This is a genomic window from Nocardia carnea (genome assembly GCF_029868325.1).
GTDB classification, from domain to species: domain Bacteria; phylum Actinomycetota; class Actinomycetes; order Mycobacteriales; family Mycobacteriaceae; genus Nocardia; species Nocardia carnea_C.
The window spans coordinates 1-20,559 of sequence record NZ_JARWNW010000167.1 but is presented as its reverse complement, the minus strand read 5'-3'; the positions used below and the strand labels follow the sequence as shown (position 1 = coordinate 20,559).

The window sequence follows — 20,559 nt, the reverse complement described above, 5'->3', positions numbered from 1 at the left end:
GGCTGGACCGGATCGATCCGCCGCGGCGGGCAGGTAATCTTCGCGGCCACGTTCCTCTCGGCCGCCGGGATCGCCGGCGCAGGCCTCCTCGGCGCCACCGTGATGGTGTTCGCAGGTCTCGTCGCGCACGGCGCGGGCCGGCCCCCCCGCCCCCCCCGGCTTGTCCGGTGCCGTGCGGCCCGGCTCTGTCTGCGTGCTCCCGGTGCGGTCCGGCGAACGCGCGGACCCTGCTTCCCACTTCCCCCCACCGGAGCCCTCCACAACGCCCCACCGCACGCCGTGACGGTGCGTGAACAGGGGGTTTGCTGGAAGTTGACGGGCGCCGTCCGACTCTGTGCCCGCGGACGCGCGCAAGGAGGCAGAGCGTGCGAAAAGTTCGCTCGGCCCGTGATAGCTGGGGTGACCTGCGAAATCCGTGAACCGGGGAGCCACATCACCCCGTGTTTCGATTGAAAGTGGGGGAAAGTGGGGTAATGTGGAGCGCGCACTACAGGAGAGGCCGTAAGGCGCTCGGCCGGTCCAGCCGGCCGGCACCATTCGAGGTGGTCCGGTAGGAGGTATCGGGGTTGTTTCTCGGTACTTACACACCTCGGTTGGACGACAAGGGGCGACTCACGTTGCCCGCGAAGTTTCGAGACGATCTGGCGGGAGGGTTGATGGTCACCAAAGGACAGGACCACAGCCTGGCCGTCTATCCGAAGGAAGAGTTCAGTGCGCTCGCCCGGCGAGCTGCTTCGGCATCCCGGAGCAATCCACAGGCGCGGGCATTCATCCGGGCGCTGGCGGCGGGAACCGACGAACAGCGGCTGGATACGCAAGGCCGGATCGTGTTGTCGGCCGAACATCGCCGGTACGCCAACCTCACCCGCGACTGTACGGTCATCGGTTCGGTGGACTTCCTGGAGATTTGGGACCAGCAGGCGTGGGAGACCTACCTCGCCGAACACGAGGAGGACTACGCGCAAGCGAGAGACGAGGCACTGGGCGGAATCTTCTAGCCCGCGGCGAGTGCCACGCGGCCTCTGCCCGGATGCGGACCCTGACGTACTTCCCCGACGCCAGGTGCCGCTTCGGTCAGAGACCCCGCGGCATTCGTCCGGTCACCGATTTCCTTCTGTCGCACATTCTGTGGCCGTCCCCGTCGCGGTGGCGGCGCCGCATCTCACGCATATTTCCGCACCGCTTCGGCGACGGCAACCACGTCGGCGCCACGGTCCGATACGACCCGCAGCCGGTCGTTCCGCCGGCAAGGCACAATTCCGGGAGGCCAGGTGAACCGTGAGCAGCACGGCACGCGACACGTTCCCGTTCTGCTCACTCGCGCGGCGGAATTGCTCGACCCGGTGCTCGACCGGCCGGATGCGGTATATCTCGACGCCACCCTCGGGCTGGGGGGCCATGCCGAATACTTCCTGCGGACCCATCCGGCGCTGCGCCTGGTAGGGCTGGACCGGGATGCCGACGCGCTGGCGCATGCCGCCGAACGGTTGCGGCCTTTCCAGGACCGGATCACTCTGGTGCACACCCGCTACGACGGGATAGCCGATGCGCTCGCCGAAGCCGGACTGCCCGCGACCGGGTCGGTCCACGGCCTGTTGATGGATCTCGGTGTCTCGTCCATGCAATTGGACGAAGCCGAACGTGGTTTCGCCTATTCGGTGGATGCTCCGCTGGATATGCGGATGGACCCCACCACCGGTCCCACTGCCGCCGATGTGCTCAACACCTACAGTCACGGTGAGCTCGCCCGGGTACTGAAAACCTATGGCGAGGAACGTTTCGCGAGCCGGATCGCGGCGGAGATCGTCCGTCGCCGGGCCAGGCAGCCGTTCCGGACCAGTGCCGAACTGGTGAGCCTGCTCTACGACGCCATCCCCGCCGCTGCCCGGCGGACCGGCGGACATCCGGCCAAGCGCACCTTCCAGGCTCTGCGGGTGGAGGTGAACGCCGAACTGGAATCGTTGCGAGCCGCGCTGCCCGCCGCGCTGGACGCGTTGTGTCCCGGTGGACGGATCGTCGTCATGTCGTATCAATCGCTCGAAGACCGCGTGGTCAAACACGAACTGGCGGACCGGGCGAAATCCCGGACGCCGGTGGACCTTCCGGTCGAACTGCCCGGTATGGGCCCGTTGTTCCGGATCCTGACCCGTGGCGCCGAACAGGCGAGCGCCGCGGAGATCGAGGACAACCCGCGCGCGGCGCCGGTCCGGATGCGGGCCGCGGAGAAAATTGCGCAGGAGGCGGTATGAGCCGGCACACCCGCCCGTCCGCGCGCCCCTTATCGGATCCTGTGGGTATATCGAATTCGATTGTCCCCGAAGGAAATATCGAGTACTACAAGGTGTATGCGGAACCCATGTACCGCATCGTGAGCAGGTGTCCGGCGGTACCGGAGGAGAAGCGGCCGGACACAGCGGACGGATACAGCACAGCGGCACGCGCCAGGACGTCGCGAGCCATCACACCGATACGGGGGTGTCTGGTATGAGTGTGGGAACACGTACCGAAATCGGGCGGCCGGCCCGGCGCGCACACAGCGCCGAGCGGGTGAAATCCGGTGCGGCACAGCGGGCCTACGAGCGCCGACGGCAGCGGGTCACGACGCCCGCCGCGCCGGCCGGTTCGGAGCTGACCGGGCGGGCGCCGTTCGTCGCCGCGATCCTGGCCATGTTCGGCTGTGGTCTCGCGCTGACTCTGGTTCTGACCACGCGTGCCGCCGAGGACAGCTACCAGCTCAGCGACGCCCGCGAGGCCAACCGCGTGCTGTCCGACGAACGTGCGGCGCTGCAGCGGGAAGTGGCCGCGGCCGATTCCGCCCCCGTACTCGCCGCCCGGGCCCGCGAACTCGGCATGATCCCCGCCGACGATCCCGCTCGCCTGGTGGTGGCACCGGACGGGACGATCACCGTGATCGGTGAGCCCGCACCCGCCCAGGGCCCGCCCGCACCGCCCCTGAACACGCCGCCGCGGACGGCCCCGCCCAGCGGCGCCGATCCGGGGGAGCGGGTCGTTCCGGTGCCCGTGACGCCGCCGGTGCCCGCCGCGAATCCCGATCCCGGCAATGTGCTGGCCGCCCCGGGCGTGGATCCCGCACAGCCACAGCCACAGCCGGTGCCCGCCCCCGGCGGGGCGCCGGTCCCGGGGCAGCCGCCCGCGGGTGCTGTCCCCGCCCCGGACGATGCCGGTGCGCCGGTTGCGCCGGCCCCGGGGACCGAGGCGGTACCTCCGGCTGTCCCGGCTCCGGACGCGCCCGTGGCAGGTGCCCCCGCTCCGGTGGACGGCGCCGCGGTGCCGGCGCCGCCGGCCGAACCGGGCGCGGCCGCCGTACCGCCACCGGCTCCGGTGGGTTCGAACGACACCTCGGCCCCGGCCGTGCCGCCGCCTGCCGGCGCGCCGGTCGCCGGAGAAGGCCCCGCTGCCGGTGACGGCGGCCCGGCTGTACCGCCACCGGCTCCGGCCGGGGTGCCCGCAGGGGCCCCGGGAGCGGTTGCCGGGGAGGAGATGCGGTGAATCGGCGCGGGTCGGGACGCGAGCGCGGCGCGCCGAAGTCCCGTACCGCGGTGAACCGGGGTACCGCGAAGGGCCGCCCGGCTGCAGCCGGACGGCCCAAACGCTCGCGGGCCGGGGCGAAGAAGGACGGGCCGGTGCGGATGCGGCTGGGCGTGGGGCGCGTGATCATGCTCGTCGCACTGACCGTGGTGGCGTTGCAGCTGCTGTGGATCCAGACCATTTCCGCGCCCACGCTTTCCGCGCAGGCCGCCGGACAGCGGACCACCTATCAGGATCTGCCCGCCACCCGCGGGACCGTCACCGACCGGCACGGAAAATCGCTGGCACTCACGGTGATCGCCCAGGCGTTGAGCTTCCAGCCGGTGCGGGTGCGCAAAGACCTCGCCGCTGCCCGGGCCGCGGACGATACCGCGCCCGAACCCGATGAGCGCCTGCAGGAGATCGCGCGTACCGTGCACGAAGTGCTCGGGCCGGACGGGCCCGGCGAGAACGAACTGCTGGACAAACTACGCAGTGACGAACCCTTCGTGTACCTGGCCCGCAATGTCGATCCGCGCAAGGCCGACATCGTGACCGCGAAGTTCCCCGAGGTCGGGTCGGAACGGCAGGACCTGCGCGAATATCCGGGCGGCTCGCTGGCGGCGAATATCGTCGGCGCCACCGGATGGGACGGGCACGGCCGGGTCGGCCTGGAGGGGGCACTGGATTCGGTACTGGCCGGTACCGACGGGTCCTACACCTACGATCGCGGGTCCGACGGCGCGGTCATCCCGGGGAGCTGGCGCGACCGCCAGCCCGCGGTGGACGGCAACGATGTCGAACTCACCATCGACTCGTACCTGCAGTACTACGTGCAGCAGCAGATCCAGCAGGCCAAGGACAGATCGGGCGCGAAATCGGGGTCCGCGGTGGTCCTGGACGCCAAAACCGGCCAGGTCCTGGCGATGGCCAACGACAATACGTTCAACCCGGCCCTCGGACCGGAGCACTGGGATCCCGCAGGGCTGGACAACCCCTCGGTGACCCAGCCGTTCGAACCCGGTTCGGTGAACAAGGTGGTGACCGCCGCGGCCGCCATCGAATACGGTCTCACCGATCCGCACGAGGTGCACCAGGTGCCCGGCAAGATCCAGATGTCGGGGGTGACCGTCGGCGATGCCTGGGAGCACGGCGTCGAGCCCTACACCACCACCGGGATCTTCGGGAAATCCTCCAATGTCGGCACCCTGATGCTGGCGCAGCGTATCGGGGAGGACCGATTCGCCGATATGCTCGACCGCTTCGGCCTGGGCCGGCGGACCGGCGTCGGGCTGCCCGCGGAGAGTTCGGGTCTGCTGCCCGCCCGCGATCAGTGGTCCGGGGGTACCTTCGCGAACCTGCCGATCGGGCAGGGCCTTTCGATGACGACATTGCAGATGACGAGTATGTACCAGGCCATTGCGAACGACGGGGTGCGGGTGCCGCCGCGGATCCTGCGCGCGACGGTCGCACCGGACGGTTCGCGCACCGAGGAACCGGCACCCGAAGGAGTGCGGGTGGTGAGCCCGGAGACCGCCCGCACCGTGCGGACGATGTTCCAGTCGGTGGTGCAGGACGATCCGACCGGAGTGCAGACCGGCACCGGGGCCGCGGCGGCGGTCGAGGGATACCGGATCGCCGGGAAGACCGGAACCGCGCAGAAAGTGGATCCGGACTGTGGCTGCTATTCCAGCGATTCGTACTGGATCACCTTCGCCGGTATCGCACCGGCGGACGATCCGCGATATGTGATCGGATTGATGCTGGACGCGCCGCAACGCAGCTCCGACGGCGGCGGTGGACAGTCGGTGGCACCGCTGTTCCACGATATCGCCTCCTGGGCGTTACAGCGCGACCGGATACCGCCGTCGCGGCAACCGGAACAACAGTTCGTCCTGCAGGCGTCGTGATTCGGCGAACCGGCTTACCCGGCCCGGACGCGGCGTCGGTAACCTGACTCGTCGTCGTATCCGCGCGCTTCATCATGCAGAGAGGAACCCTGTGCCCGCGCAGTCCAGCCAGCACGTGCTGCGGCCCGCCCGGCCGCCGTCGACCCCGCTGTCCGATCTGCTGGAAACGATCGCCGCCGACCCCGGTCCGGCGGTGCCCGCCGACCTGCGGATCACCGGTATCGAGCAGCGCTCCGACGCCGTGTTACCCGGTGATCTGTTCGCCGCGCTACCCGGTTCACGCGCGCACGGCGCCCGGTTCGCCGCGGACGCGGTGGCGCGCGGCGCGGTCGCGGTGCTGACCGATCGCGCGGGCGCCGAGGTGGCGGGTGAGCTGCCGGTGCCGGTCGTGGTGCGGGAGAATCCGCGCGCAGTCCTGGGTGAGCTGTCGGCGGCGATCTACGGCCATCCGTCGGAGCAGCTGACGATCGTCGGGATCACCGGGACCTCCGGTAAGACCACCACCTCCTATCTGGTGGAGGCCGGGCTGGCCGCCGCGGGCCGTTCCACGGCACTGATCGGCACCATCGAGACCCGGATCGGCGGTCGTCGCGTACCCAGTGCGCTCACCACCCCCGAAGCACCGCAGCTGCACGCGATGTTCGCGCTGATGGTGGAACAGGGCGTGGACGCGGTGGTGATGGAGGTATCCAGTCACGCGCTGGCGCTGGGCCGGGTGGACGGTGTGCGATTCGCGGTCGGCGCTTTCACCAACCTGACGCAGGACCATCTGGATTTCCACGCCGATTTCGAAGACTATTTCGCCGCCAAACGCCGGTTGTTCGAGCCGGATTCGCCGGTGGCGGCGCGTACCGCGGTGGTGAATATCGACGATGCGTGGGGGCGCCGGCTCGCCGACGGCCTGGCCGCGCCGGTGCGGGTTCGTACGACCGGTCCGGCGGATTGGTCGGTGGCCGGGCCCGCGCGCACGCACGGTGGTGAACAGGAATTCACCGCGGCCGGTCCCAGCGGGGAGACGGGGGTCCGGTTGCGGCTGCCGGGTGACTACAACGTCGCCAACGGGTTGCTTGCGCTCGCGGTGTGCGCGGCGGCCGGGGTCGATCCGGCGACCGCCGCGCCCGCGCTGGCCACCGTGGATGTCCCGGGCCGGATGCAGCGGGTGGATCGGGGACAGGATTTCCTGGCCCTGGTGGATTACGCCCATAAACCCGCCGCCGTGGAATCGGTGATCGCGACCCTGCGCGCCCATCTGGCCGCCGCGGGCGGCGCGGGCCGGCTGGCGGTGGTGGTGGGTGCCGGTGGCGATCGCGATACCGGCAAACGTGGACTGATGGGTGCGGCCGCGGCGCGCGGCGCGGATCTGCTGATCGTCACCGACGATAATCCGCGCAGTGAGGATCCGGCCGCGATCCGCGCGGCGCTGGTGGCGGGGGCGAACAGTGTGCCCGCGGAACAGCGCGGTGAAGTACGTGATATCGGCGACCGGACGGCGGCGATCGAGGCCGCCGTCGGCTGGGCGCACGCCGGCGATGTGGTGCTGGTGGCTGGTAAGGGACACGAAGTTGGACAGGAGATCCAGGGCGTGAAATATCCGTTCGACGACCGGGAGGCGCTCACCGCGGCGATCGCGTCGACCCGGCCGGACCGTCCGCAGGGTGCGAATGCGGAGGACTTGACTATTCCATGATCGACAACACCTCGAGGCGCGGCAGTACCGGCTACCGGTGGAGACCGCGTAGGACCGAGAACATTTCTGGCGGTGGCCGGTGAACCAGGAACCCACCGAGACACCGGACGCCCACGGGCCGGACGGCTCGTCCCGGCCGATCCGGGCGGGATTCACCCTGCGGGAGGTCGCCGAGATCGTGGGCGGTGAGCTCCACGATGCCGACGATCCCGAGGTGGTCGTCACCGGTTCGGTCGAATTCGATTCGCGCCGTATCGGTCCCGGCGGTCTATTCGTCGCCCTGCCCGGCGAACGGGTCGACGGCCACGATTTCGCGGCGACCGCGCTTGCGGCGGGGGCCGTGGCGGTGCTGGCCGCCCGGCCGGTCGGTGTTCCCGCCGTCGTCGTCCCGCCGGTATCCGCCGCCTCGACCAACGCGCTTGCACTCGAACACGATTCCGACGGTTCCGGCGCCGCCGTACTGCGCGCGCTGGCAGTGCTGGCCGCGGCCCATGTGCGGCGATTGGTCGCTGCGGGCGGATTGACCGTTATCGGTGTCACCGGTTCCTCGGGGAAGACCTCGACGAAGGATCTGCTGGCGTCGGTGCTGGCTCCACTCGGCCCGGTGGTGGCGCCGCCGGGGTCGTTCAACAATGAACTCGGACATCCGTGGACCGCGCTGCGCGCCGGTCCGGATACCCGGTTCCTGGTACTGGAGATGTCGGCCCGCGGTCCCGGCCATATTGCCGCGCTCGCCCGGGTGGCGCCCCCGAGTATCGGTGTGGTGCTCAATGTCGGTACCGCCCATCTCGGGGAATTCGGCAGCCGGGAGGCGATCGCCAAAACCAAGGGTGAACTCGTGGAGGCGCTGCCCGATACCGGTCTGGCCGTCCTCAATGCCGACGATTCGCAGGTCAGCGCGATGGCCACGCGGACTTCGGCGCGCGTGTTGATGGTCGGGCAGAACGCCGGGGCGCAGATCCGGGCCGAGGGGATCACGCTCGACGAGCAAGCGCGCGCCTCGTTCACGTTGCGCACCCCGCAGGGCGACCGCGACCTCACCCTGGCCGTTCACGGCGAACACCAGGTGGGTAACGCGCTGTCGGCGGCCGCGGTGGCACTGGAATGCGGTGCCGATCTCGACACTCTGGTGGCCGCGCTCGCCGGGGCCCGCGCGGTCTCGGCGCGCCGGATGGATGTGCGCACCAGTGCCGCCGGGGTCACGGTGATCAACGATTCCTACAACGCCAACCCCGATTCCATGCGCGCCGCGCTCAAAGCGCTGGTCACCATGGCTCGGTCGGGTGATACCCCGCGCCGCAGCTGGGCGGTGCTCGGGGAGATGGCCGAACTGGGCCCGGAATCGGTGGTCGAACACGACGGAATCGGCCGGCTGGCGGTGCGCCTGGATGTGGACCGGCTGATCGTGGTCGGTACCGGACGGCCCTCCCGGGGCATGCATCAGGGAGCGGTCATGGAAGGCTCGTGGGGTGAGGAGTCGGTGCTCGTCCCGGATATCGAAGCGGCCGTACAGCTGCTCGACGCCGAAGTCGAAGCGGGTGATGTGGTGCTGGTGAAAGCATCGCAGTCGGTCGGCCTGTGGACGGTGGCCGAGAAGCTGCTGGCCGGGGGAAGCAAGAACACGGGTGCCGGTACGCCGGCGCCGGGCGGCTCGGCCGCCGATGGGGCAGGCACGGAGGCAGTGCGTTGAGACAGATCTTGTTCGCGGCGGCGATCGCACTGACGGTGTCGATCCTGTTGACCCCGCTGCTGATCCGGATATTCGCCCGGCGCGGCTTCGGGCAGGAGATCCGGGTCGACGGACCGGCCAGCCACCAGTCCAAGCGGGGTACTCCCACGATGGGTGGCGTCGCGATCATCATCGGTATGTGGGCCGGGTACCTGGGTTCGCATCTGATCGGAATCGGCTACGACGCCGAGGGGCCCACCGCCTCCGCGCTCCTGGTGCTGGGCCTGGCCACGGCATTGGGCGTGGTCGGATTCATCGACGATTTCATCAAGCTCCGCAAGGGCCGCAATCTGGGGCTCACGGCGGCCGGTAAGTATCTGGGACAGGTCACCGCCGCGGTCGTGTTCGGTGTGCTGGCGTTGCAGTTCCCGGGCGGTAACGGGCTCACCCCGGCCGGCCGGCAACTGTCCTATGTGCGCGATATCAACACCGTCACCATGAGCGTGGTGGTGTTCCTGGCCTTCATCTGTTTCATCGTCGTGGCCTGGTCGAATGCGGTGAACCTCACCGACGGCCTGGACGGCCTGGCTGCCGGGTCGATGAGCCTGGTGCTCGGCGGCTACGTGGTCATCACGTTCTGGCAGTACTACCACTCGTGCGAGACCAAACCCGAGACCGGCTGCTACAACGTGCGTGACCCCCTGGATCTGGCGCTCGTCTGCGCGGCCGGTACCGCGGCGTGTATCGGATTCCTGTGGTGGAACGCGGCGCCCGCCAAGATCTTCATGGGCGATACCGGTTCGCTCGCGCTGGGTGGCCTGCTCGCCGGTATTTCCGTCACCACCCGCACCGAACTGCTGATGGTCGTCATCGGCGCGCTGTTCGTCGCCGAAGCGGCGTCGGTGGCGCTGCAGGTCGCGGTCTTCCGCACCACCCGCAACCGGCTGTTCAAAATGGCGCCGTTCCATCATCATTTCGAACTGAGCAAATGGGCGGAGACCACGGTGATCATCAGATTCTGGTTGCTGGCCGCGATGGCCTCGGCAGCCGGACTCGCCTTGTTCTACAGCGAATATCTCTCGGCGGTCGGGTGAGCTGACGATGGAGGATCATGCACCACGGGCCCTGCGTTCGCCGGGGCCCATGCTGGAATTCTTGCGCGGCCGGGAGGTTCTGGTCGCCGGCTGGGGAGTGTCGGGTCGTTCGCTGATCGCGCCGCTGCGCGATATCGGCGCCCGCCCGGTCGTCACCGACAACGGGGCCCACGCGCTGGCCGAGGCGGCCGAGCTGGGGCTCGATATCGCCCCGGCGCCCGAATTGGAGAACACCGACTGGTCGCGGTTCGCGCTGGTGATCACCAGCCCGGGCTGGCGGCCGGATTCACCGGTCCTGGCCTCGGCGGTGGCCGAGGGGATCCCGGTCTGGGGCGATGTGGAGTTCGCCTGGTGGGTCGATCAGGCCCGGCTCTACGGCCCGGTACGGAAATGGCTGGTGATCACCGGAACCAACGGCAAAACCACCACCACGGCGATGACCCACTCCATTCTGCGGGCCGCCGGTATACCCAGCGCGGCCTGCGGGAACATCGGCCTGCCCATCCTGGACGCATTGCGCCGCAGCCCGGGGCCGCAGGTGCTGGCGGTGGAATTGTCCTCGTTCCAGCTGCACTGGGCGCCTTCGGTACGCCCGGAGGCCGGTGTGGTGCTGAACGTGGCCGAGGACCATCTGGACTGGCACGGTGGACTCGATGCCTATGCCGCCGCCAAGTCGCGGGCGCTGCTGGGCCGGATCGGGGTCGTCGGACTCGACGATCCGATCGCCGCGGGGCTGGCCCGCCGGTCCAAGGCCCGCCGCACCATCGGGTTCCGTATCGGTGTGCCCGCCGACGGTGAACTCGGTGTGGTCGACGGCAAACTGCTCGACCGCGCGTTCACCAAGGCGGCGATCCTGGCCGAGGCCAAGGAGATCAGTCCACCCGGACCGGCCGGTGTCGCCGATGCACTGGCCGCGGCCGCGCTCACCCGGGCGATCGATGTGGCGCCGCAGTTCGTCCGCGAGGGCCTGGTGGCGCACAAGGTCGGCCCGCATCGGTCGGCGCTGGTGCGGGAGCTGGGCGGTGTCGAGTTCGTCGACGATTCCAAGGCCACCAACCCGCATGCCGCGCGTTCGTCGATCCTGGGTCACCAGCACGTGGTCTGGCTGGCCGGTGGCCAGCTGAAGGGTGCCGGCGTCGAGGATCTGGTGGAGGAGGTGGCCGAGCGGCTGGTCGCCGTGGTGTTGTTCGGCACGGACGCCCCCGTGATCGCGGCCGCGCTGGCGCGACACGCGCCGGAAGTCCCCGTCCTGGAGCTGGATACGCGAGACGATTCCGGCATGGGTCAGGCCCTCATGAACGAAGCGATCACCGGTAAGCCGGTTTACGATATCGCCGACGCGGTCATGGCCCGCGCGGTACGTGAGGCGGCGGCGTTCGCCGGGCCGGGCGATACGGTGCTGCTGGCGCCGGCCGCGGCGTCCCTGGATATGTTCACCGATTACACCCACCGCGGCCGCAGTTTCGCCGCCGCGGTCGAGGAGCTGAAGGACGAGGACCTCGGGCGGCGGTTATGAGACCGCGCGGTACGCGACAGGTGCAGGTCGGCCGGTTCGGCGCCTGGCTGGCGCGACCGCTCGCCTCGTTCCACCTGGTGGTCACCATCGCCGTCCTGCTCACTGTGCTGGGCCTGGTGATGGTGCTCTCGGCGTCGAGCGTGGAATCCTACGCCGACGGCGGATCGGCATACGCGCTGTTCGTGCAGCAGGCCATGTACGCGGTGATCGGCGCGGTGCTGTTCTACCTGGCCCTGCGGATCCCGCTGCGCTGGCTGCGGCAGATATCGTTTCCGCTGTTCGCGGCGTCGGTGCTGCTACTGGCGCTGGTACTGATCCCCGGAGTGGGCAGTACCGTCAACGGTGCGCGCCGCTGGATCGACCTCGGCCTGTTCTCGATCCAGCCCTCCGAGGTCGTGAAGGTGACCTTCGTGATCTGGGGCGCGCACCTGCTGGTTTCGCGCCGCGCGGCGGCGCGGGCCGCCAACGATCCCGGTGGGCTCAAGAACCTGCTGGTTCCCTTGGTGCCCGCGGGGTTGCTGGTCTGCCTGCTGATCGTGCTGCAACCGAACCTGTCCACCACCATCGCCATGGGGATCGTCCTGCTGGCCCTGCTGTGGTTCGGCGGTCTGCCGCTGCGGCTGTTCCTGGCGATCCTGGCCTCCGGGGCGATCGCCGCCCTGGTGCTGGCGCTGTCCGCCGGTTACCGCTCCGACCGGATGCGGGCCTTCTTCAACCCCGGAGACGATCCACAGGGCGTCAACTACCAGGCCCGCCAGGCGATGTACTCGCTCGCCGACGGCGGGCTGTGGGGTCGCGGGCTGGGGCAGAGCCGGGCCAAATGGAGCTATCTGCCCAACTCGCACAACGATTTCATCTTCGCCATCATCGGTGAGGAACTGGGTTTCCTGGGGTGTGCCCTGGTACTGGGCCTGTTCGCGCTCTTCGTCTACACCGGTTTGCGGATCGCGGCCCGTTCGGTGGACCCTTTCCTGCGGTTGCTCACCGCCACCGCCACCACCTGGATCACCGCTCAGGCACTCATCAACATCGGGTACGTGGTCGGCCTGCTGCCGGTAACCGGCCTGCAGCTGCCGCTGGTTTCGGCCGGTGGTTCGTCGCTGGCGCTGACCCTGCTGATGTTCGGGATCATCGCCAACGCCGCCCGGCACGAACCCGAGGCGGTGGCCGCCTTGCACGCCGGGCAGGACGGCCGGGTCAGCCGGCTGCTGCGCCTGCCCAAACCGGAGATCTACCACTCGCCCCGGTCGCGTTCGGGTGCGCCGGCCGCAGGCGATAGAGCACCCGCCCGCGCGACCCCGCGCGACGGCGACCGGCCGCGTACCCGCACCCGGGCCAACAGCCGCGGTACCGATACGCTGCGGGCGACGCGGGCCTGGGAACCCAGCTATTCGGTGACACACGGACGAGAACGGGGTAAGTACAGGTGAGCGCAGCTCAGTCCGCCCACGAGGATTCGACCCGGCCGGCCGCGGACCGGGCGGATCCCGCGGCGCGTGCGGACGGGATATCGGTGATCGTCGCGGGCGGCGGCACCGCGGGACATATCGAACCGGCCCTGGCCGTGGCCGATGCGCTGCGCCGGCTGGCCCCGGGCACCCGGGTGACCGCGCTGGGTACCCAGCGCGGTCTGGAAACGACGCTGGTTCCCGAGCGCGGCTACCCGCTCGAACTGATCCCGCCGGTGCCGCTGCCCCGGAAACCGAGTACGGATCTGCTGCGGCTACCGGGCCGGGTGCGGGCCTCGGTAGCGCGCACCCGGGAGATCATCGACACGGTCGGCGCCGATGTGATCGTCGGATTCGGCGGCTATGTCGCGCTGCCGGCGTATCTGGCCGCCGGACCTGGTGTACTGCGCCGCCGGCGCGCGGTGCCGGTCGTGGTGCACGAGGCGAATGCCAAGGCCGGTATCGCGAACAAGGTCGGTGCCCGCCGTGCCGCGCGCGTACTCGCGGCGGTCCCGGATTCGGGACTTCACGCGGACGTCGTCGGGATCCCGGTGCGGTCGGCGATCACCTCGCTGGACCGGGCCGGATTGCGGGCGCAGGCCCGCGACCATTTCGGGTTGCCCGCCGAGGGGCCGGTGCTGCTCGTGTTCGGCGGGTCGCAGGGCGCGCGGTCGATCAACGACGCGATCTCCGGCGCCGCGCCGCAACTGGCCGCGGCCGGTATCTCGGTCCTGCACGCACACGGTCCGAAGAACACCCTCGAAGTGCCCTCACCGGATCCGCGCGCCCCCTACGTCGCGGTGCCCTATCTTTCGCGGATGGACCTGGCGTATGCGGCTGCCGACGCCGTGGTCTGCCGTAGCGGCGCGATGACCGTCGCCGAAGTGTCGGCGGTGGGCCTGCCTGCGGTGTACGTGCCGCTACCACACGGAAACGGCGAACAGGAACTCAATGCCCGGCCCGTGGTCGCCGCCGGTGGTGGCAGAATCGTCGGTGACCCGGAACTGTCCGCGAAGTATGTGATCGATGAGGTGATACCGCTGCTCACGGATCCTGCACGCATTGCCGAGATGGGCCGCGCCGCCGCCGGTGCCGGTCACCGCGACGCCGCCGACGAGGTCGCGCGGATCGTGCTGCGGGCGGCGGGCCGGTGAGCGAGGATCAGGTGACGGCGGTTCCCGCCGGGCCGGCCACGCTCCCCCCGGAGCTGCTCCGGGTACATATGGTCGGGATCGGTGGCGCCGGGATGTCGGGGATCGCGCGGATCCTGTTGTCGCGCGGCGGAGCGGTTTCCGGTTCCGATGCCAAGGAGAGCCGGGGTGTGCTGGCCCTGCGGGCGCGTGGGGCCCAGGTGCGGATCGGGCACGACGCCGGGGCCCTGGATCTGCTGCCCGGCGGCCCGACGGTGGTGGTCACGACCTACGCCGCCATCCCCAAAACCAACCCCGAACTGGTCGAGGCCCGGCGCCGCGATATTCCGGTGCTGCTGCGGCCCGCCGTCCTCGCCGCCTTGATGAGCGGGCATCGCACCCTGCTGGTCTCGGGGACGCACGGTAAAACCTCCACCACCTCCATGCTCATCGTCGCGCTGCAGCATTGCGGTCTCGACCCGTCGTTCGCGGTGGGGGGTGAGCTCAACGAAGCCGGAACCAATGCCCATCACGGCAGTGGCGATACCTTTGTCGCCGAGGCCGACGAGAGCGACGGATCGCTGCTGCAGTACGACCCGGATGTCGCCGTGGTCACCAATATCGAAGCCGACCATCTCGACTTCTTCGGCTCCGACGATGCCTACGTGCAGGTTTTCGACGATTTCACCGACCGGCTCGCCCCGGGCGGCCTGCTGGTGGTGTGCCTGGACGATCCGGGCGCCCGTGCCCTGGCCGAGCGGGTAGGGCCGCGGCTGGCCGAGCGCGGGGTCGGGGTCCTCGGTTACGGATCCGGGGATCTGCCCGATGCGCCGGTTCCGGTGGGGATTCGCCTGCACAGCTGGGAGCCGCGGGATGTGGGCGGTATCGCCCAGTTCCAGCTCAGCGGCGAACCCGCGCCGCGTACCCTGCGGCTGTCGGTACCGGGCCGGCATATGGCGCTCAACGCCTTGGCCGCGCTGCTGGCCGCACGGGCCGCGGGCGCCGATATCGACGAGATCATCCAGGGACTGGAAGGTTTCGGCGGCGTCCATCGCCGGTTCCAGTTCGTGGGCCGGGAGAACGGCGTCCGCGTTTTCGACGATTACGCCCACCATCCCACCGAGGTCCGCGCCGTGCTCGGCGCCGCCGCGGAACTGGTCGATCAGGAGGCGCGCGACGGTGCGCGGTCGCGCCGCGGCCGGGTGATCGTGGTCTTCCAGCCGCATCTGTACAGCCGCACCGCGACTTTCGCCGCCGAATTCGGGGCCGCACTCGATCTCGCCGACGAGGTGGTGGTGCTCGATGTGTTCGGCGCCCGGGAGGATCCGTTACCCGGTGTCAACGGCGCCCTGGTCGCCCAGTCCGTCGGCAAACCTGTGCACTACCAGCCGGATATGTCGCGGGTGGGCCGGCAGGTGGCCGGTCTGGCCCAGCCCGGCGATGTGGTGATCACGATGGGTGCCGGGGATGTCACCATGCTCGGCAGCCAGATCCTGGACGGACTACGCGCGCGTCCGCAGTACGGGCGGTGACACGGAGTGCGGTCCGGGACGCGGCGATTCGGGATGTTCGGGTCACGGCGTTTCCGGTTGTGGGCGGTGCCCGCGGTAGCGCTGGTGCTCACCTTCGCCGCGCTGGCGTGGTTTTCGCCGATGCTGTCGGTACGCGAGGTGCGGATCGAAGGGGCGGGGGCGATCCCCGAGGAGCGGATCCGGGAATTGCTGCAGATTCCGGACCAGGGATCGATTCTGCGGATCGATACCGCAGCAATGGCCCAGCGGGTGGCGAGCATTCCGAAGGTGCGCAGTGCGCGTGTGCAGCGGGTGCTGCCGTCGACCGTGCGGGTGCGGATCGAACCGCGCACTCCGGTGCTGTATTACGACTCCCCCGAGGGGGCGCATCTGCTCGACGCGGACGGGATCGAGTACGCCATCGAGCCCGCGCCGATCGGAGTTCCGAAACTGGAGACCGGGAAACCCGGCAGTGCGGACCCACTCACCCGGGCGGCGATTGCCGTGGTGAGAGTGCTGCCACCGGAATTGACGGTGCAGGTGGACAGCGTGCGCGCCGAAACCGTCTCGGATATTTCGCTGACGCTGCGCGACGGTCGCACTGTACTGTGGGGCAGCAGCGAGGACGGCGAACGCAAATCGGCGGTGGTGCTACCGCTGCTGACGCGTCCGGGAACCGTGTTCGACGTCTCGAGTCCCAGTCTGGTCACGGTAAAATGAGTTCCACCAATCTTGTTCGGTTCGACCCTGTCCGGTTCGCCGCGCCGCGGCGTCCCCGTGGGTTCCCGCGGCGATTACCCGCCGCGGGTGCCGGGGGCGTACCACGATGTGGGCGTGGGCCGCACGGCAACCGTTCACGATACGACGGGCACCGCCCGGCCGGCGGCGAGTTCGCCGAAGAAACTACTGATCGTCTCGGCGCGCCTGCGAGCGGATCGAGACGGCGGCGAATAGCGTTCGGCACCAGTCGGATACTTGACATAACTCCAACCCTATGGTTGAGGTTCAGGGTTCGCCCGGATCACGGTTCGCGGATTGCGATCAGACGGACCGGTACGGGGTATCCGGAAACGACAGACTTTGGATCGAAGGAAGGCGAGAGCTCATGACGCCCCCGCACAACTACCTTGCCGTGATCAAGGTCGTCGGTATCGGCGGCGGCGGCGTGAACGCCGTCAACCGAATGATCGAGCAGGGCCTGAAGGGTGTCGAGTTCATCGCGGTGAACACCGACGCCCAGGCACTGCTGATGAGCGATGCCGACGTGAAGCTCGATGTCGGGCGTGAGCTCACCCGGGGACTCGGCGCCGGCGCCGACCCGGAGGTCGGCCGTAAGGCCGCCGAGGATCACAAGGACGAGATCGAAGAGGTGCTCAAGGGCGCCGATATGGTCTTCGTGACCGCGGGTGAGGGCGGCGGTACCGGTACCGGCGGCGCGCCCGTGGTCGCGAGTATCGCGCGCAAACTGGGCGCGCTGACCATCGGTGTGGTCACCCGGCCGTTCTCGTTCGAGGGCAAACGCCGCGGTAACCAGGCCGAGGTCGGCATCAATATGCTGCGCGAATCCTGCGACACCCTGATCGTGATCCCCAACGACCGGCTGCTGCAGCTCGGCGATGCGGCGGTGAGCCTGATGGACGCCTTCCGTTCCGCCGACGAGGTGCTCCTCAACGGTGTGCAGGGCATCACCGATCTGATCACCACCCCGGGCCTGATCAACGTCGACTTCGCCGACGTCAAGAGCGTGATGTCCGGCGCGGGTAGCGCACTGATGGGTATCGGTTCCTCCCGGGGGGAGGGCAGATCGGTGAAAGCGGCCGAGGCAGCGATCAACTCGCCGCTGCTCGAGGCCTCGATGGACGGTGCGCACGGTGTTCTGCTCTCGATCGCCGGCGGTTCGGACCTCGGCCTGTTCGAGATCAACGAGGCCGCATCACTGGTGCAGGAAGCCGCCCATATCGAGGCCAACATCATCTTCGGTACGGTGATCGACGATTCGCTCGGTGACGAGGTCCGGGTGACCGTTATCGCCGCCGGGTTCGACGGCGGTGGCCCGACCAGACGCACCTTCGATACGGCCAGCAGCCGGGGATCGCTCGGTTCCGGGCGGACCGCGGAGATCTCCGCGCAGTCCGCGCGCAGCGCCGAACTCGGCCATTCCCGTACCGCCGAACTCGGTGCGGCCCGCAGCCACTCCGAAGAACCCGCGTCCCTCCGGTCCTCGGATACCGGTTCGTCGGTCGCCCGCGGCCCGGCGCCGAGCTACCGCGATACCGAACGCGGCCGCCCGCCGGTGGATCCGACCCTCACACACAACAGCCGGTCGCATATCCAGCCGTCGCCGGAACTGCCCGACGATGACGACGACGTCGACGTCCCGGATTTCATGCGTCGCTGAGGGGCCCGCTGTCTTCCGGTGCGGTCGGGCGCGGCGCCGGAAAAACCTGGCGTCCCGCTGCTTCATCGAGCGGTCCCGGCCGGCCCGGAGGTGAGCCCAGCGCTGTCGTCGTCCGGCCGGTTCAGGGCTGCGCGTGCCCGGCTCCGCGCCGGGCGGTCAGCGGGGGTCCCGCCGCGTCCGTGACTCCCGTCCTATCGTCCACGAACACCGGGCCTTGCCGGTGTTCACGTTTCACGAGGCCGGTGCCTGCGTATCCGGCCGTCGCCGGTAATCCGGACGGGTGCAGGCCGCGGTTCGAGCGCACGCATTCGGTTCGCCGTGCGCTGTCGGTGAATGGGCCGCACGCGGTATGCCCATTAGGCTCGACATCATGACTGCGCCACCGGTACTCACCGTTCGACGGGTAGTGACCACGCGCGCGGGGGGTTTCTCCGCGCCACCCTACGATTCGTTCAATCTCGGCGACCACGTCGGTGACGACCCGGAAGCGGTGCGGCGCAACCGCGCCCGTCTGGCCGCCTCCCTGGACCTACCCGCCGATCATCTGATCTGGATGGATCAGATCCACGGGCGAACCGTGGCGACGGTCGACGGCCCGCGTACCGAACCGGTGCCGGGCACCGATGCGCTGGTCACCGCCCGGCCCGGGCTGGCGCTGGTGGTGCTGACCGCCGACTGCGTGCCGATCCTGCTCTCCGACGACGAAGCCGGTGTGATCGCGGCGGTCCACGCGGGCCGGGTCGGGGCGCGGATCGGGATCGTGCCCCGCGTGCTGGAGGCGATGGTCACGGCCGGGGCGCGACTCGAGCGGATCGGTGCGCTGCTGGGGCCGGCGGCCAGCGGCCGGCAGTACGAGGTGCCCGCCGAGATGCGTGCCGACGTCGAGGCGCATCTGCCCGGCAGCGCCACGACAACAGTGCGCGGTACACCGGGACTGGATCTGCGTGCCGGGATCCGGCGTCAGCTCACCGCGGCCGGGGTCGGCGCCGTCGCCGAGGACGCGCGCTGCACCATCGAGGACACCACCCTGTTCAGCCATCGCCGCGGCGCGCCGACCGGGCGGCTGGGCAGCGTTATCTGGATGGAGCGCGCCGCCTAGCTGTTGCTGCGTCGTCGGGAAATCTGCCGGGGCCGGCACCGCACGGGCGCGGTGCCGGCCGCGAATCCGGTGACCGAGTAGCGGAGGAGGAGATTCATGAGCGCAGCGATATGCCGAAGCCGGATCGGCGACGGCCGATGAGCGGAACCGGGAGTGCCGCGCGCGGTGCACGACGCCACGGGCCGGAGGATTCGGCAGGTCGCACGCCAGGCGATGGACCGCGGGAAACAACCGGGGTGGGGCATCGGTCCGCCGGTCCCGCTGTCCCGGACAGTGGGCCGCCGGACTCGGGAACCGCGGCCCGCACCGATGTGCTGGCCCGACGGCTCACCGGGTTGCTCGCCCGCATCGATGCTGCGTGCGCAGCCGCGGGGCGTGATTCCGGCGAGGTGCGCCTGCTCCCGGTGACCAAATATTTTCCGGCCTCGGATATCGCCGTGCTGCATCGTCTGGGCCGCCACGACTTCGGCGAGAACCGGCCGCAGGAGGCCGGTGCCAAAGCGGACGATCTGCGCGAGCTACGGCCACTGCGCTGGCATCTGATCGGCCGGTTGCAGCGGAACAAGGCGCGGCAGGTGGCGCGCTGGGCGTACGCCGTCCAATCGGTGGACAGCGAACGTCTGGCGACCGCCTTGGAGACGGCGGTCGCCGCGGCGCTGGACGCCGGCGAGCGGTCCGAGCCACTGGAGGTGCTGATCCAGGTGAGCCTGGACGCGGACCCGGCCCGCGGCGGCGTGGAACCCGCCGGTGTCCCGGCGCTGGCGGACCGGATCGCGAGCTCCGCCGAACTGCGGTTGGCGGGGATTATGGCTATTCCGCCGCTGGTCGCCGATCCGGACGCGGAATTCGCGCGGCTGGCCGAGGTCCACAGCCGGTTACGCGCCGCGCATCCCAGTGCCACGGAACTGTCCGCCGGAATGTCCAATGATCTTGAAAGAGCTATTGCCCATGGATCGACGTGTGTGCGTGTCGGTACCGCCCTCATGGGGGAGCGACCGATAACCTCGGCGTAGCAAACAAACCTCATCAGTCACATTCGACACATATGCTGGGACACGACGAGGGCTGAGCAAGACTTCAACACCCGGCCGCCACCGGGGCCGAAGGAAGGTCGACCAGAATGAGCGAGCGCAGCGAGCGAGTAGTGGGCGCAGCCACGAGCGTGGTCGTGACGGAGCCGAGGGACAGCGAGGTGCAGTCATGAGCACACTGCACAAGTTCAAGGCGTACTTCGGCATGGTTCCGCTCGAGGATTACGAAGACGACTACGTCGACGATCGCACCCCCCGCGGGGTCGAGGATCGCGGCGGGCGCCGGCCGCGTGACTACTCCGACCGCGCTCCCCGCGACTACGACGACCGTCCGGACTACGACCGGTACGCCGAGGACCGTTACGACGGTCCCGACTACCGTGAGGCGCCGTACAAGGCCCCGTACCAGCCCAGCTACCCGCCGCCCCGGCGGGACGACTACCCGGGCGACACCTACGCCGACGATTACGAGGGCCCGCGCCGCCCCACCCGGATCGACGCCCCCCCCCCCCCCCCGGGTAGGCCCGGGGGCGGGGCC

At 69.6% G+C, this 20,559-nt stretch carries 16 protein-coding genes and 1 pseudogene; 16 read left to right on the top strand and 1 reads right to left on the bottom strand.

The window, feature by feature from the left end; genetic code table 11:
- The first annotated feature begins 566 nt into the window (after positions 1-566).
- Both mraZ and rsmH read left to right on the top strand, forming a co-directional pair.
- The gene (gene mraZ / locus QH196_RS13140; protein WP_280416051.1) at positions 567-998 is read left to right on the top strand and encodes a division/cell wall cluster transcriptional repressor MraZ; all 432 of its coding nucleotides are present in this window, start codon (positions 567-569) and stop codon (positions 996-998) included.
- 273 nt (positions 999-1,271) lie between these two features.
- Positions 1,272-2,249, top strand: coding sequence for a 16S rRNA (cytosine(1402)-N(4))-methyltransferase RsmH (gene rsmH, locus QH196_RS13135; protein ID WP_280416050.1), 978 nt, complete (start codon positions 1,272-1,274; stop codon positions 2,247-2,249).
- Positions 2,250-2,334: 85 nt separating this feature from the next.
- Here rsmH and QH196_RS13130 read toward each other — a convergent pair whose 3' ends face one another.
- Positions 2,335-2,460 carry a hypothetical protein gene (locus QH196_RS13130; RefSeq protein WP_280416049.1) on the bottom strand — a complete coding sequence of 42 codons (126 nt, stop codon included), beginning with the start codon at positions 2,458-2,460 and terminating at the stop codon, positions 2,335-2,337.
- Positions 2,461-2,484: 24 nt separating this feature from the next.
- On the opposite strand from QH196_RS13130, the gene QH196_RS13125 reads away from it, so the two are divergent.
- The 14 genes and pseudogenes from QH196_RS13125 to QH196_RS13060 all read left to right on the top strand — a co-directional run.
- Positions 2,485-3,510: a hypothetical protein gene (locus tag QH196_RS13125; RefSeq protein ID WP_280416048.1), complete on the top strand. Its 1,026-nt coding sequence runs from the start codon at positions 2,485-2,487 to the stop codon at positions 3,508-3,510.
- Between the two features lie 140 nt (positions 3,511-3,650).
- Positions 3,651-5,438 carry a peptidoglycan D,D-transpeptidase FtsI family protein gene (locus QH196_RS13120; RefSeq protein ID WP_280416057.1) on the top strand — a complete coding sequence of 596 codons (1,788 nt, stop codon included), beginning with the start codon at positions 3,651-3,653 and terminating at the stop codon, positions 5,436-5,438.
- Positions 5,439-5,529: 91 nt separating this feature from the next.
- On the top strand, positions 5,530-7,125 hold the full coding sequence (locus tag QH196_RS13115) for a UDP-N-acetylmuramoyl-L-alanyl-D-glutamate--2,6-diaminopimelate ligase (RefSeq protein ID WP_280416047.1): 1,596 nt from the start codon (positions 5,530-5,532) through the stop codon (positions 7,123-7,125).
- A 139-nt stretch (positions 7,126-7,264) separates the two neighbouring features.
- Positions 7,265-8,815 (top strand): UDP-N-acetylmuramoyl-tripeptide--D-alanyl-D-alanine ligase, encoded by a 1,551-nt coding sequence (locus QH196_RS13110; protein ID WP_280416056.1) that lies wholly within the window; start codon positions 7,265-7,267, stop codon positions 8,813-8,815.
- Positions 8,812-9,888: a phospho-N-acetylmuramoyl-pentapeptide-transferase gene (mraY, locus tag QH196_RS13105; protein WP_033245102.1), complete on the top strand. Its 1,077-nt coding sequence runs from the start codon at positions 8,812-8,814 to the stop codon at positions 9,886-9,888. The genes QH196_RS13110 and mraY overlap by 4 nt, the downstream gene beginning before the upstream one ends.
- Positions 9,889-9,937: 49 nt before the next feature.
- Positions 9,938-11,404: a UDP-N-acetylmuramoyl-L-alanine--D-glutamate ligase gene (murD, locus tag QH196_RS13100; protein ID WP_280416055.1), complete on the top strand. Its 1,467-nt coding sequence runs from the start codon at positions 9,938-9,940 to the stop codon at positions 11,402-11,404.
- Positions 11,401-12,834 carry a putative lipid II flippase FtsW gene (gene ftsW, locus QH196_RS13095; protein ID WP_280416046.1) on the top strand — a complete coding sequence of 478 codons (1,434 nt, stop codon included), beginning with the start codon at positions 11,401-11,403 and terminating at the stop codon, positions 12,832-12,834. The genes murD and ftsW overlap by 4 nt, the downstream gene beginning before the upstream one ends.
- 77 nt (positions 12,835-12,911) lie before the next feature.
- Complete coding sequence (gene murG, locus QH196_RS13090; RefSeq protein ID WP_280416054.1) at positions 12,912-14,006, top strand: undecaprenyldiphospho-muramoylpentapeptide beta-N-acetylglucosaminyltransferase; 1,095 nt, start codon at positions 12,912-12,914, stop codon at positions 14,004-14,006.
- A gap of 68 nt (positions 14,007-14,074) precedes the next feature.
- The gene (murC, locus tag QH196_RS13085; RefSeq protein ID WP_280416053.1) at positions 14,075-15,514 is read left to right on the top strand and encodes a UDP-N-acetylmuramate--L-alanine ligase; all 1,440 of its coding nucleotides are present in this window, start codon (positions 14,075-14,077) and stop codon (positions 15,512-15,514) included.
- A gap of 6 nt (positions 15,515-15,520) precedes the next feature.
- The gene (locus tag QH196_RS13080) at positions 15,521-16,213 is read left to right on the top strand and encodes a cell division protein FtsQ/DivIB (protein ID WP_280416045.1); all 693 of its coding nucleotides are present in this window, start codon (positions 15,521-15,523) and stop codon (positions 16,211-16,213) included.
- A 385-nt stretch (positions 16,214-16,598) separates the two neighbouring features.
- A complete protein-coding gene (gene ftsZ, locus QH196_RS13075; RefSeq protein ID WP_280416044.1) occupies positions 16,599-17,891 on the top strand; it encodes a cell division protein FtsZ in 1,293 nt (430 codons plus the stop codon).
- Positions 17,892-18,261: 370 nt separating this feature from the next.
- Complete coding sequence (gene pgeF, locus QH196_RS13070) at positions 18,262-18,990, top strand: peptidoglycan editing factor PgeF (protein WP_280416043.1); 729 nt, start codon at positions 18,262-18,264, stop codon at positions 18,988-18,990.
- Between the two features lie 311 nt (positions 18,991-19,301).
- On the top strand, positions 19,302-20,003 hold the full coding sequence (locus QH196_RS13065) for a YggS family pyridoxal phosphate-dependent enzyme (RefSeq protein ID WP_280416052.1): 702 nt from the start codon (positions 19,302-19,304) through the stop codon (positions 20,001-20,003).
- A gap of 187 nt (positions 20,004-20,190) precedes the next feature.
- Positions 20,191-20,559: pseudogene (locus QH196_RS13060) on the top strand (cell division protein SepF); the annotation flags it as partial.